Source organism: Bacillus cereus group sp. BcHK124, assembly GCF_027712065.1.
GTDB classification, from domain to species: domain Bacteria; phylum Bacillota; class Bacilli; order Bacillales; family Bacillaceae_G; genus Bacillus_A; species Bacillus_A pacificus.
Genome location: NZ_JAQFPJ010000001.1, coordinates 682,465 through 695,664, shown reverse-complemented (window position 1 = coordinate 695,664; position 13,200 = coordinate 682,465). Strand labels below are relative to the sequence as shown.

The window sequence follows — 13,200 nt, the reverse complement described above, 5'->3', positions numbered from 1 at the left end:
TTCTTTCACCCTTTTGGCCTTTTCTCATACGATATTATGTAATGTAACTTATAGGTGGGGATACTATTATGATTGTAATAGGCCGTTCTATTGTACATCCTTATATCACAAATGAATATGAGCCATTTGCAAATGAGAAACAACAAATTTTATCTATAATGGCAGGAAATCAAGAAATCTATTCCTTCCGAACATCTGGTGAACTCAGCTTTGATCTAAATTTGCGTGTTCATATTATTACTTCTGCATTAGAACTTTTTCAAAGTGGTTTTCAGTTTCGCACATTTCAACAATCTTTTTGTAACCCTCAGTATTGGAAAAGAACATCTCTTGGAGGATTCGAGCTCCTTCCAAACATACCCCCTTCCATTGCCATACAAGATATTTTCAAAAACGGAAAACTATATGGAACTGAATGTGCCACCGCTATGATCATTATTTTTTACAAAGCTTTACTAGCATTATATGAGGAAGAAACCTTCAACCGTCTCTTTGCAAACCTTTTACTTTATACGTGGGACTACGATCAAGATTTAAAGCTCATAACAAAGACGGGTGGCGATCTTGTCCCAGGTGATCTCGTTTACTTTAAAAATCCACAAGTGAACCCAGCTACAATCGAGTGGCAAGGAGAAAATACAATCTATCTAGGAAATTTCTTTTTTTATGGGCATGGCGTAGGTGTAAAAACAAAAGAAGAAATTATATACGCGTTAAATGAGCGACGAGTCCCTTACGCTTTTATTTCCGCTTTCTTAACCGATACTATTACCCGTATCGATAGCCGTCTTATGAGCTACCACGCTTCTCCTAACACACCACAGACATCCATAGGATTTATTCCGATTAGAGATGATGCAATTGTTGCAACAGTTGGCAACACAACTACAGTTTATTAAAAAAAGCACCTACATATGTAGGCGCTTTTTTTATTTAAGCTTTTGAATGTTCTTTATGGTCACAGTCGCAATGAGATCCACATTTCCCGTATAGTACTGTTGATTTTTCATCTTCAAAATGTCCGATTGTTCCTTCACATACTTGGCATACGATTGTTCCCATTTTTCTTTTCCCCCTGAGTTTTAATAGTAATCTATTTATTTATCATTAAGCTTTCGCATTATCTCTACTAGCACAGTCACAATTTGTTCCGCATTTTCCGTAAAGCACTGTCGTTTTTTCATCTTCAAAATGTCCGATTGTTCCTTCACATACTTGGCATACGATTGTTCCCATTTTTCATTTCCCCCTAAGTTTATGGTCCTAAAAACTTTCAGCTGTCCATTTCCTATCAATTATTGGGCTTTTGTATGCTCTGTGTGATCACATCCGCAAGATCCACATTTCCCGTAAAGTACCGTTACTTTCTCATCCTCGAAGTGTGCAATTGTACCTTCACAATCTTGACATACGATTGTTCCCATTTTTCATTTCCCCCTAAGTTTATAATCCCAAAAACTTTTTTGTAACCGCTTAACTTTCTGTCTTTATTTTAATATGTTATACTTTTTACGTCAATAGGTTTTTAGTATAACACATTAAATATTTTTACTTTAAATTAGTATGCGATATTCAAACAAAAAAACAGCCGTATTTATACGTACGACTGTTTTACATTATTTATTCTTCGTATTCCGCATGCAAAGATGTAGATGGAACTAAAAATGAGAAAAACTGAGCTAACTCAGCTGCTTCCTCTTCTGAACCTAATTTGAACACTTCCTGCAAATGTTGAACATTCTCTACATCATCTCGTCCAAGTAAAGTAGACCTTCCTGTTTGCATGCAAACAATAAGTGGCTTTCCAAAAAACATATTTGTATAAATAACGCCAAAATCATAACGAGTATCATGTGTCATAAACCCCAAAAATCGTACCTTCACACTTTCATGCTCATCATACAATTTTTCAAACATCGGTTTCCACCTTTCTACATCACCTTTCATTAGTATATTAAACAAAAAAAAGGAATACTCCTTTTAATTGTCAAAAAATTCAGTAGGATGTAGAATGAGAGTATTCTACTAAGTTAGGGGGAACTTATATGCAACATGCCTTTATTACGCTTGTACCTAAATCCAATCAACAATCTGTTTCAATAGATGATATAAAACAACTTTTTCATTATTATAAAACAGTTACTTCCAAAACTGGTGTTCAAATTAATTACGCTTATACAAATACCGCTTTTCCGTATGAAATTTTAGATACATCAGCAACAACATTCAAACTACAATCTACGCACGATCGATATGACTCCATTTATGTTGGTGTCGGTATAGAAAAGGAACAAACTTATATTCAAGTTTCTTTACCACCTAATGCAACATTTGGTGATAAAGGAAAAGCAAATGAATTTTGCCGTTTTCTAGCGAAGAAATTAGAAGGAGAGTTGAAATTATTTAATGGAAGAACAATGTATTTCTATAAACGTTAATTTAAAAAATAGAAAATATAATTAAGAAAAGTATGCAATTTGAACACGTAAGGAATAATGCCTGCTTTCTAATTTGCAATACAAAATATGCGATCACATATGCTAAATAAAGAAATACAAAAAATAGAATGACTTTATAATGCAACTTATCACCATTTGACAATGATAATACAACAGAAAAACCACTCCATAATAAAAAATGATAAAATATAACATGTAATATTTTCATGGAACCTTCTCCTTTGACATGCTCTATTTTATTAATATATGGTATTAAGTTTGAATCAATTACATATTACACGAAAGCATATATACGGCTTTTGGATTTATATATGTTTTAACAATTCAATTAAATTATTATATATTCATTCGACAAGTACGTATAAAGACCTTGCAAGCCACTTTTATTATAAAATAAAAAATAGCCCATCTCTTTAAATAAGAGATGGGCTATTTTCATTACTTAAATTATTTTACAATGTGAATTGGCATTCCAAGAGCAACTTCAGCTGCTTCCATTGTGATTTCACCTAATGTTGGGTGAGCGTGGATTGTTTGAGCGATATCTTCTGCTGTCATTCCAGCTTCGATAGCTAAACCAATCTCAGAAATAATATCAGAAGCGCCTGCACCTGCAACTTGAGCACCTACAAGAAGACCATCTTCTTTACGTGTTACAAGTTGTAAGAAACCGTCAGTGCTGTTTAATGATAATGCACGACCGTTAGCAGCGAATGGGAACTTAGATACAGTTACAGTCATTCCAGCTTCTTCAGCTTGTTTCTTAGTGTAACCAACAGATGCTAATTCTGGATCAGTGAAGCATACTGCAGGAATTCCGATGTAATCGATAGCTGACGCATGGCCACTAATTGCTTCTACAGCTACTTTACCTTCGTAAGAAGCTTTGTGAGCTAATGGTGGTCCAGGAACGATATCACCGATTGCATAGATGTTTGGTACATTTGTACGACATTGCTCATCGATTTCGATGATGCCGCGGTCAGTCATTTTAACTCCAACTTGCTCAAGACCGATTTCTTGAGTGTTTGGACGACGACCTACAGTTACTAATACGTAATCTGCTTCTACAGTTTGGATTTCACCTTTAACTTCGAAGCTAACTTTTACGCCAGTTTCTGTTTCTTCAACGCCTTTAGCCATAGCTTTTGTATGGATTGTTACGTTACCTTTTTTCTGTAGAGCACGTTTAACAACAGAGCTCATAGCTTTTTCGAAACCAGCTAAGATTTCGTCGCCAGCTTCTACTACAGTAACTTCTGTACCGAAGTTAGCATATGCAGTACCTAATTCCATACCGATGTAACCGCCGCCGATTACAACAAGTTTTTTAGGAATTTCAGGTAAGCTTAAAGCACCTGTAGAGTTGATAACACGTTTAGAGTATTTGAATCCTGGAATTTCGATTGGTGTAGAACCAGTTGCAAGAACAGCATTTTTAAACGTATAAGTTTGAGCTGCATCTTCAGTCATTACGCGTAATGTGTTAGCATCTACGAAGTAAGCTTCACCGCGAATGATTTCAACTTTGTTACCTTTAAGAAGGCCTTCAACACCGCCAGTTAATTTCTTAACTACGCCGTTTTTCCATTCTTGAACTTTTGTAAAGTCAACTTTTACATTCTCTGCAGTGATACCCATGTCATCAGAATGCATTGCATTCTCATAACGATGACCTGCATTGATTAACGCTTTTGAAGGAATACATCCAACGTTTAAGCATACGCCACCAAGGTTAGCTTTTTCAATGATTGCTACCTTTTGACCTAATTGTGCTGCACGAATTGCCGCAACGTATCCACCAGGACCTGCACCAACAACGACTGTATCTAATTCAATTGGGAAATCTCCTACTACCATTGTTATTACGCCTCCATTACTAATAATTGTGGGTCATTCAATAGACGTTTAATTTGGTTTAATGCTTTTTGAGCAGTTGCACCGTCAATTAAACGATGGTCAAAGCTTAGAGATAATGCTAATACTGGAGCTGCAACGATCTCACCGTTTTTCACAACTGGTTTCTCAGCGATACGGCCGATACCAAGGATTGCTACTTCTGGGTGGTTGATAACTGGAGTGAACCATTGTCCACCTGCAGAACCAATGTTTGTAATTGTGCAAGAAGCGCCTTTCATTTCAGCAGGAGCTAAACGACCTTCACGTGCTTTACCAGCAAGATCATTGATCTCGTTAGAAATTGTGAAGATAGACTTGCGATCTGTATCTTTAACAACTGGTACTAATAGACCTTTGTCTGTATCAGCTGCGATACCGATGTTGAAGTAATGTTTATGAACTACTTCTTGAGAAGCATCATCTAAAGAAGTGTTTAACATTGGATATTCACGTAATGCAGATGTTAAAGCTTTAACAACGTATGGAAGGTAAGTTAATTTAATACCTTTGTCAGCTGCAACAGCTTTGAACTTCTTACGGTGAGCAACAAGTTCAGTTACATCTACTTCATCCATTAATGTTACGTGAGGAGCTGTATGTTTAGAGTTAACCATTGCTTTCGCAATTGCTTTACGGATACCACTCATTTTCTCACGAGTTTCTGGATATTCACCAGCTGGGATTGGTTGTGCTTTTGGTGCTTCTTCTTTCGCTGCTGCTGGAGTAGCTTCTACTGCTGCTGGAGCCTCAGTTGCTGCTACCGCTTGTCCACCATTTGCAAATGCATCGATGTCAGCTTTTACGATACGACCGTTCTTACCAGAACCAGCTACTTTATGAATGTCTACGCCGTTTTCACGAGCATATTTACGAACAGATGGCATAGCGATTACGCGCTCATTTACTACTTCTGCAGTTGCTGCTGGAGTAGCTTCAGCTTTAGGAGCTTCTTCTTTTGCTTCTTCAGCTTTAGGAGCTTCGTCATGATCGTCGCCTTTAAATTTAAGGTTTTCGTATCCAGGAGCATCAAATTTAATTAATGTATCTCCAACTACTGCAACCGTACCTTCTTCTACAAGTACTTCAAGTACTTTACCTTTAACAGGAGAAGGAATTTCTACTACTGCTTTATCATTTTGTACTTCAAGAAGTACGTCGTCTTCGTTTACTTCGTCGCCTGGTTTAATAAACCATTTTACGATTTCACCTTCGTGGATACCTTCACCGATATCTGGTAGTTTAAATTCAAATGCCACGGAATTCAGCCCCCTGATTCATTTCTTTATTATGGAATATGGCAAAAGAAATCAGCATGTGCTGATTTCTTTTGCACATGAATAAGTAAAAATTAGAAGTTCATTACTTTGTTAACAGCTTCAACAATATCTTTGTGGTTTGGTAACCATACGCTCTCAGCTTGAGAGAATGGGAATACTGTATCAGCAGCTGCAACACGTACAACTGGAGCTTCTAAGTTTAAGATTGCACGGTCGTTAATTTCCGCTACAACGTTAGCTGCAATACCAGCTTGTTTTTGAGCTTCTTGAACTACAACTACGCGGCCTGTTTTTTCAACAGAAGCGATGATTGTTTCGATATCTAATGGTTGAACTGTACGTAAGTCAACAACTTCTAAAGAGATACCTTCTTTTTCAAGTTCTTCAGCAGCTTTTAATGCAGCGTGAACCATAGCACCGTAAGCGATAACAGATACATCTGTACCTTCACGTTTGATGTCAGCTTTGCCTAAATCAATTGTGTATTCGCCTTCTGGTACATCTTGACGGAATGAACGGTATAATTTCATATGCTCTAAGTAGATAACTGGATCGTTGTCACGAATCGCAGAGATTAAAAGACCTTTTGCATCGTATGGAGTAGATGGAATAACAACTTTTAGACCAGGTTGTTGAGCCACTAAACCTTCTAAGCTATCAGCATGTAGTTCAGGAGTATGAACACCACCACCGAATGGAGAACGAACTGTTACTGGAGCAGTCCAACGTCCACCAGAACGGTAACGCATACGAGCTAATTGACCAGAAATTGAATCCATTACTTCATAAACGAAACCGAAGAATTGGATTTCTGGAACTGGACGGAATCCTTCAAGTGCAAGTCCAACTGCAAGTCCACCAATACCAGACTCTGCAAGTGGAGTATCCATTACACGGTCTTCACCGAATTCAGCTTGTAAACCTTCAGTAGCACGGAATACACCGCCGTTTACACCAACGTCTTCACCAAACACAAGTACGTTAGGGTCATTTTTCATTTCAACGCGTAAAGCATCAGTGATTGCTTGAATCATTGTCATTTGAGCCATGGCTTACTTCGACTCCTTTTCTTTGTAAATTTCATATTGTTCAGCTAAGTTGTAAGGCATTTTTTCGTACATGATTTCCATTAAATCAGTAACTTTTTGTTTTGGAGCTTGGTCAGCCTTAGCAATTGCTTGTTTGATATCTTCTTTTGCTTCTTCGATTACTTTCTCTTCAACTTCTTGAGACCATAGGCCTTTGTTTTCTAAGAATGCACGGAAGCGTACGATTGGATCTTTTTGTTCCCATTCGTTCTCGATATCTTTTGTACGGTAACGAGTTGGGTCATCACCAGCCATTGTATGTGGACCGTAACGGAATGTTAAAGTCTCGATTAAAGTAGGACCTTCGCCATTTACTGCACGCTCACGAGCGAAAGCAGTTGCTGCGTATACAGCTAATGGATCCATACCGTCTACTTGAATTCCGTAAATACCTGCTGCTACTGCTTTTTGTGCTACAGTTTTAGCTGCAGATTGCTTTTCTACTGGAGTAGAGATTGCATAACGGTTGTTTTGTACAACGAAGATTGCTGGAGCTTTGAATGCGCCCGCAAAGTTCATACCTTCGTAGAAGTCACCTTGTGAAGCACCACCGTCACCAGTGTAAGTAATTGCAACAGATTTTTTACCACGTAATTTCATACCTAACGCAACACCAGCAGTTTGGATGATTTGCGCACCGATGATGATTTGTGGAGCAAGTGCATTTACGTTCTCAGGCATTTGGTTACCCATGAAATGTCCACGAGAGAATAAGAATGCTTGGTATAATGGTAAACCGTGCCATACTAATTGTGGCACATCACGATATCCTGGTAAGATGAAATCTTCTGCTTCAAGTGCGAAATGACTTGCTAATTGAGAAGCCTCTTGTCCAGCTGTTGGTGCGTAGAAACCTAAACGTCCTTGACGGTTTAAAGAAATAGAACGTTGATCTAGTACGCGAGTATACACCATACGGCGCATTAATTCTTTTAATTGATCATCAGATAATTCAGGCATAGCTGCTTCATTCACAACTTCGCCTTTTTCATTTAAAATTTGTAATGTTTCAAATTGAGCTGCGATAGCTTTCATTTGCTCATCAACATTAAATAGGGTCTTTTTTGTTTTAGTACCCATTCCGTTCACCTCTTCCTCTCTTGAACCATATTCTGAAACGCTTTCACTATCTATTAGCTAGATGGAAACCGCAACAATGTAAACCAACAAATTTATTTGTCGGTTGAGAATAATTTTGTGTACCTAACAATCTGTACTAATGTTTTTTCAGAAACATATTAATACAATCTTGATCACGTTTTTTAGTTTACAACTATTCTAATTACGATGTCAATTACTTTGAATACGTTTTTTTATAAATAATCTGCAGGTTTCTCCTACACAAACGTGTTTTTATTTTTCACATCTGTATTAGTAAGCATTAACCTACTGTTATATTATTCCCTTTTTAACTTGTTTTTTCTCTTAGAATAATATGTAAACGATTTAATTCCCTTTAGTTTTTCTCTCTTCTTAGCAAAAATATACAAACTCTTCTTCCTTTTATAGGTAATTACCCATACATTTCTACTCTTCCCTCCATACATTATAGTAACCGCAGTATTAGCGGGAAATGATAAAGGAGGTCATCTCATGTACGGATATTCATATTGCTATCCAACTTGTTCATATCCTTCCTACGGTTATGGCGGTTCTTGTGGTGGGTCTGGACGCGGCTTCGCCTTAATCGTTGTGTTGTTTATTCTTTTAATTATCGTTGGTGCTGCTTGCATTCGCTAATGTAAAATGAAACAACTATGGAAAGAAAGAGACGGCTCTGCCGTCTCTTTCTTTTTATTCCTACATAACCGATCTATCTTCCCCTTACTTGCCGATGACTTTTTCCATCTCCTTTGGTAGACTAAAAGGGAAAGGAGAGATTACATATGCTTACAATGAAAGATGTAATTCGCGAAGGAGATCCTATTTTGCGAAACGTTGCAGAAGAGGTAGTACTACCAGCGAGCGAAGAAGATACAAATACTCTTAAAGAAATGATTGAATTTGTAATAAATAGCCAAGATCCTGAAATGGCTGAAAAATATAGTTTACGCCCTGGAATCGGATTAGCGGCTCCGCAAATCGGTATTTCAAAAAGAATGATTGCGGTTCATGTAACAGATACGGACGGTACGTTATATAGTCATGCATTATTCAATCCAAAAATCATTAGCCATTCTGTTGAACGTACATATTTACAAAGTGGTGAAGGCTGTCTATCAGTAGACCGTGAAGTACCTGGTTATGTCCCTCGTTATACAAGAATTACAGTGAAAGCAACTTCTATTAACGGCGAAGAAGTAAAATTACGTTTAAAAGGGTTACCAGCAATTGTATTTCAACATGAAATTGACCATTTAAATGGTGTTATGTTCTATGACCACATTAATAAAGAAAATCCATTTGCCGCTCCTGACGATTCAAAACCTCTGGAGCGATAGTAAAAAAGGCGGAATACACTCTTCCGCCTTTTTACTATATGAAATAGATTCCATATTCACTTATAGCAATCCAGCCCATTTTAAACCGTGATATATACCGTCTTCACTAACATCCTTTGTCACATGATTCGCAAGTTTTTTCAAGTCTTCATGACCATTCCCCATCACAATACCTGTCCCAACTGCTTCAATCATTTCTAAATCATTTAAGCCATCCCCAAATGCATACACTTGTTCACGGTTAAATCCTAATTTTTCAATAAATTTCTCAATCCCTTTTGCCTTAGAACCACCATTTGGAATAATATCCATTGAATACGCATGCCAGCGAATAAAATGAAAGTCTGGGTATTGATTTATAAACTTTTCTTCTTCATTTACTTCACAGAAAAGAAGTGTTTGATAAATATTACGCTTCTCATAAAAATCAGGTTCATATGCCGGATGCTCAAAATGTAAACTGCCAAACCCTTCTTTCACATAATCATGATATTCCACTGATGCTCTCATTTCTTGATGATCAAGATATACAAGCGGATATCCTTCTTGTTTTGCAAACTGAGTAAACTTATGTAGAGCAGCTGGATGTAATGGGTTATTAAATACTACCTCATCTTCAAATACAACGTACTGTCCATTAAAGCTAACATAATTGTGGATATTCAGTTCCTTACGAATATCTTCAAACATAAATGGTGCACGTCCTGTCGCAATTGCTACATGCACGCCTTTTTCTTGTAACTGTCTTACTGCATCTCGTGTAGATTGCGGAATCTTCTTATCATGATCTAATAATGTTCCATCAATATCAAAAAAGACAATTTTATCATTCATTTGTCAAAATCCTTTCTGTTACTCTATATTCCTATTTTGATTATCGCTTTTCAAATGCTAAAAAAAAGTATAACATATTAAACATCTGTGAAGAAAGCGTTCACTTTCTGACCTTATTTATAAAACCTGCATATATATATTAGTAAAAAATGTGGATACTTGTTCGTATGAATTTTCTTTTCTATTCTTTCTCATACTATATCTATAACTAACGGCTACTAATCGTTACTATAGAATAACTTTCTCTGTATGAGAAAAGACAAGATTCAACATTCACTTTTGTCCTCTTTCTTATATCAGAGACGGCGTTTTCACTAGTAATATGCATGTTTAAAATAAGGAAAGGAAGGAGTAATCATGCTGAAGAAGCTGAAGAAAAAGCTGAAGCGTTATTTAAAAGATCTAGTCCGTAAAAAGACGATCGCTTAAATTGTGCCCATTTCGGGCTTTTTCTTCATTCTCATTCGAAAAAACATGAAAATCGTGACTGTTTGCTTTATAATAAGTAACAGATAATGCAAAACATAGACAAGGAGAGGTTTTCCAAATGATTTTTAAAGTATTTTATCAAGAAAAAATGACTGAGGTTCCAGTACGTGAAAATACAAAAGTTTTATATTTAGAGGCTACGTCTGAAAAGGATGTTCGTACAAAATTAAATAAGTTCGCATATAATATCGAATTCGTTCAGTCTGTGACTGGCAATCATCTTGAATATGAAAAAGAAAACGCTGATTTAACATTAGCGGAAATCGTATAGTCATATGAAATTTCTAAAGAATGATCAAGCAGCCGTTTTTGCTTTAGGTGGTCTTGGTGAAATCGGTAAAAATACATATGCTGTTCAATTTCAAGATGAAATTATTATAATTGACGCTGGAATTAAGTTTCCAGAAGACGAACTCCTCGGAATCGATTATGTAATACCAGATTACACTTATTTTGTGCGAAACGAAGATAAAATTAAAGGGTTATTCATTACACATGGTCACGAAGATCATATCGGTGGAATTCCTTACTTATTACGTCAAGTGAACATTCCGATTTATGGCGGAAAATTAGCAATTGCACTAATCAAAAACAAATTAGAAGAGCACGGATTACTTCGTAAAGCAAAGCTTTATGAAATTCAAGAAGATGATGTTATTAAATTTAAAAAGACATCTGTTTCCTTCTTCCGTACAACTCACAGTATCCCAGATTCATACGGAGTTGTTGTGAAAACACCTCAAGGACAAGTGGTTCATACTGGAGATTTCAAATTTGACTTCACACCGGTTGGTGAACCAGCGGACTTAACAAAAATGGCTGAAATCGGAAAAGACGGTGTACTTTGTCTCTTATCTGACAGTACAAACAGTGAAGTTCCAAACTTTACAATGTCTGAGCGCCGTGTTGGTGATAGTATTCAAGATATTTTCCGCAAAGTAGAAGGTCGTATTATCTTCGCAACCTTTGCATCAAATATCCATCGCTTGCAACAAGTCGTTGAAGCGGCTGTTGAAAACAATCGTAAAGTGGCTGTATTTGGCCGAAGTATGGAGGCAGCGATTGAAATCGGACAAAACCTCGGTTATATTCGCTGTCCGAAAGATACATTCATAGATGCATCTCAATTAAATCGTCTACCGGCTAATAAAGTTGTTATTTTATGTACAGGTAGTCAAGGGGAGCCAATGGCAGCACTTTCACGTATTGCTAATGGTACCCATCGTCAAATTCAAATTATTCCTGGCGACACAGTTGTGTTCTCTTCTTCACCAATCCCTGGTAATACAGTTAGTGTAAGCCGTACAATTAATATGTTGTACCGTGCTGGTGCTGATGTAATCCACGGAAAACTGTCAAACATTCATACGAGTGGACACGGTGGACAAGAAGAACAAAAACTAATGCTTCGTCTAATTAAACCGAAGTATTTCATGCCAATTCATGGTGAATATCGTATGCAACGTATGCATATGAAATTAGCAAATGATTGTGGTATTCCAGAAGAAAACTGTTTCATTATGGATAATGGTGATGTTCTTGCCTTACGTTCAGATGAAGCAAGTGTAGCTGGTAAAATACCATCTGGATCTGTTTATATTGACGGAAATGGTATTGGAGATATCGGTAATATCGTATTACGCGATCGTCGTATCCTTTCTGAAGAAGGACTTGTTATTGTCGTCGTAAGCATTGATATGAAAGAATTTAAAGTTGCAGCAGGGCCTGATATTATCTCACGTGGTTTCGTTTATATGCGCGAAAGTAGTGATTTAATTAATGATGCTCAAACATTAATTACAACTCATTTAGAAAAAGTAATGGAACGTAAAACAACGCAATGGTCTGAAATTAAAAATGAAATTACAGATACATTAGCACCATTCCTATATGAGAAAACGAAACGTCGCCCAATGATTTTACCAATCATTATGGAGATATAAGAAAAAAGGACAATACCTTTATGGTATTGTCCTTTTCTCTTATCTTAAAAAGTGCTTGAAACGATCTACTTCATCGTCATGACCAATTACAATTAATATATCTCCCGCTTGAATATTTTCCGTAGCTCGAGGGGATACAATAACTTCTTTACCACGTTTAATCGCTACAATATTCAATCCAAACTTCGCACGAATATCTAATTCGATTAAAGAATGACCATCAATTTTTTTATTTGCAATAATCTCTACAATGCTATGCTCATCTGAAAGCTCAAGATAGTCTAGCACATTACTTGATGCAATATTATTAGCAATCCTTTTTCCCATATCACGCTCTGGGTGCACAATGTGATCTGCTCCTATTTTACTTAATACTTTTTCATGGTAATCATTTTGAGCTTTTACAGTAATATTTTTTACACCTAACTCTTTCAGAATTAATGTTGTTAAAATACTTGAATTTAAATTGTCTCCAATCGCAACGACTACATGATCAAAATTACGAATACCAAGACTTTTTAATACCATCTCATCTGTTGAATCTGCAATTACAGCATGTGAAGCTATATTTGCAAACTCATTAATTTTATCCTCATCTGAGTCAATTGCCATTACTTCCATACCTAATTGAGCAAGTTCCCGACAAATACTTCCACCAAAACGCCCAAGCCCAATGACAGCAAATTCTTTCTCTTTTTCACCCACAGAAATTCCTCCAATAACATCGAATACTATGTATTTTTATTGTAACATACTTTAGATTTGCTACA

Annotated in this window: 17 protein-coding genes; 6 read left to right on the top strand and 11 right to left on the bottom strand. The window is 36.6% G+C overall.

Annotation, left to right across the window (positions count from 1 at the left end):
* The first annotated feature begins 68 nt into the window (after nucleotides 1–68).
* A complete protein-coding gene (locus PDK19_RS03860; protein WP_000635350.1) occupies nucleotides 69–899 on the top strand; it encodes a protein-glutamine gamma-glutamyltransferase in 831 nt (276 codons plus the stop codon).
* Between the two features lie 34 nt (nucleotides 900–933).
* Here the strand turns inward: PDK19_RS03860 and PDK19_RS03855 are convergent, their stop codons facing one another.
* From PDK19_RS03855 to PDK19_RS03840, 4 genes are all read right to left on the bottom strand, one after another.
* Nucleotides 934–1,062 (bottom strand): GapA-binding peptide SR1P, encoded by a 129-nt coding sequence (locus tag PDK19_RS03855; RefSeq protein WP_000536793.1) that lies wholly within the window; start codon nucleotides 1,060–1,062, stop codon nucleotides 934–936.
* 45 nt (nucleotides 1,063–1,107) lie between these two features.
* Nucleotides 1,108–1,236 (bottom strand): GapA-binding peptide SR1P, encoded by a 129-nt coding sequence (locus PDK19_RS03850; protein WP_000536805.1) that lies wholly within the window; start codon nucleotides 1,234–1,236, stop codon nucleotides 1,108–1,110.
* A 59-nt stretch (nucleotides 1,237–1,295) separates the two neighbouring features.
* Nucleotides 1,296–1,424: a GapA-binding peptide SR1P gene (locus PDK19_RS03845; protein WP_000536778.1), complete on the bottom strand. Its 129-nt coding sequence runs from the start codon at nucleotides 1,422–1,424 to the stop codon at nucleotides 1,296–1,298.
* A 196-nt stretch (nucleotides 1,425–1,620) separates the two neighbouring features.
* Nucleotides 1,621–1,917 (bottom strand): DUF3055 domain-containing protein, encoded by a 297-nt coding sequence (locus tag PDK19_RS03840; RefSeq protein WP_011040622.1) that lies wholly within the window; start codon nucleotides 1,915–1,917, stop codon nucleotides 1,621–1,623.
* Between the two features lie 128 nt (nucleotides 1,918–2,045).
* On the opposite strand from PDK19_RS03840, the gene PDK19_RS03835 reads away from it, so the two are divergent.
* Nucleotides 2,046–2,438 carry a DUF1885 family protein gene (locus tag PDK19_RS03835; RefSeq protein WP_001163309.1) on the top strand — a complete coding sequence of 131 codons (393 nt, stop codon included), beginning with the start codon at nucleotides 2,046–2,048 and terminating at the stop codon, nucleotides 2,436–2,438.
* A gap of 1 nt (nucleotide 2,439) precedes the next feature.
* Here PDK19_RS03835 and PDK19_RS03830 read toward each other — a convergent pair whose 3' ends face one another.
* The 5 genes from PDK19_RS03830 to pdhA all read right to left on the bottom strand — a co-directional run bounded on the left by PDK19_RS03830 (nucleotide 2,440) and on the right by pdhA (nucleotide 7,803).
* Entirely contained in the window at nucleotides 2,440–2,667 is a 228-nt protein-coding gene (locus PDK19_RS03830; protein ID WP_000697468.1) for a hypothetical protein, read from the bottom strand.
* 239 nt (nucleotides 2,668–2,906) lie between these two features.
* Nucleotides 2,907–4,319: a dihydrolipoyl dehydrogenase gene (lpdA, locus tag PDK19_RS03825; protein ID WP_000260111.1), complete on the bottom strand. Its 1,413-nt coding sequence runs from the start codon at nucleotides 4,317–4,319 to the stop codon at nucleotides 2,907–2,909.
* Between the two features lie 5 nt (nucleotides 4,320–4,324).
* Nucleotides 4,325–5,614 carry a pyruvate dehydrogenase complex dihydrolipoyllysine-residue acetyltransferase gene (gene pdhC, locus PDK19_RS03820; protein WP_000863427.1) on the bottom strand — a complete coding sequence of 430 codons (1,290 nt, stop codon included), beginning with the start codon at nucleotides 5,612–5,614 and terminating at the stop codon, nucleotides 4,325–4,327.
* A gap of 92 nt (nucleotides 5,615–5,706) precedes the next feature.
* Nucleotides 5,707–6,684: a pyruvate dehydrogenase complex E1 component subunit beta gene (gene pdhB, locus PDK19_RS03815; RefSeq protein ID WP_000068166.1), complete on the bottom strand. Its 978-nt coding sequence runs from the start codon at nucleotides 6,682–6,684 to the stop codon at nucleotides 5,707–5,709.
* Between the two features lie 3 nt (nucleotides 6,685–6,687).
* A complete protein-coding gene (pdhA, locus tag PDK19_RS03810; protein ID WP_000536893.1) occupies nucleotides 6,688–7,803 on the bottom strand; it encodes a pyruvate dehydrogenase E1 component subunit alpha in 1,116 nt (371 codons plus the stop codon).
* A gap of 513 nt (nucleotides 7,804–8,316) precedes the next feature.
* On the opposite strand from pdhA, the gene PDK19_RS03805 reads away from it, so the two are divergent.
* Together PDK19_RS03805 and def are read left to right on the top strand one after the other, a co-directional pair.
* Nucleotides 8,317–8,463, top strand: a complete 147-nt coding sequence (locus tag PDK19_RS03805; RefSeq protein ID WP_000274562.1) for a YjcZ family sporulation protein — start codon at nucleotides 8,317–8,319, stop codon at nucleotides 8,461–8,463.
* A gap of 146 nt (nucleotides 8,464–8,609) precedes the next feature.
* Nucleotides 8,610–9,164, top strand: a complete 555-nt coding sequence (gene def, locus PDK19_RS03800; RefSeq protein ID WP_000957059.1) for a peptide deformylase — start codon at nucleotides 8,610–8,612, stop codon at nucleotides 9,162–9,164.
* A 60-nt stretch (nucleotides 9,165–9,224) separates the two neighbouring features.
* Here the strand turns inward: def and PDK19_RS03795 are convergent, their stop codons facing one another.
* A complete protein-coding gene (locus tag PDK19_RS03795; RefSeq protein WP_000998288.1) occupies nucleotides 9,225–9,998 on the bottom strand; it encodes a Cof-type HAD-IIB family hydrolase in 774 nt (257 codons plus the stop codon).
* Between the two features lie 547 nt (nucleotides 9,999–10,545).
* Here PDK19_RS03795 and PDK19_RS03790 point away from each other — a divergent pair.
* Together PDK19_RS03790 and rnjA are read left to right on the top strand one after the other, a co-directional pair.
* Nucleotides 10,546–10,758, top strand: coding sequence for a DNA-dependent RNA polymerase subunit epsilon (locus tag PDK19_RS03790; protein WP_000576444.1), 213 nt, complete (start codon nucleotides 10,546–10,548; stop codon nucleotides 10,756–10,758).
* Nucleotides 10,759–10,762: 4 nt separating this feature from the next.
* The gene (rnjA, locus tag PDK19_RS03785) at nucleotides 10,763–12,430 is read left to right on the top strand and encodes a ribonuclease J1 (RefSeq protein ID WP_000670369.1); all 1,668 of its coding nucleotides are present in this window, start codon (nucleotides 10,763–10,765) and stop codon (nucleotides 12,428–12,430) included.
* A 39-nt stretch (nucleotides 12,431–12,469) separates the two neighbouring features.
* Here rnjA and PDK19_RS03780 read toward each other — a convergent pair whose 3' ends face one another.
* Nucleotides 12,470–13,135 (bottom strand): potassium channel family protein, encoded by a 666-nt coding sequence (locus PDK19_RS03780; RefSeq protein ID WP_000504032.1) that lies wholly within the window; start codon nucleotides 13,133–13,135, stop codon nucleotides 12,470–12,472.
* Nucleotides 13,136–13,200 lie beyond the last annotated feature (65 nt).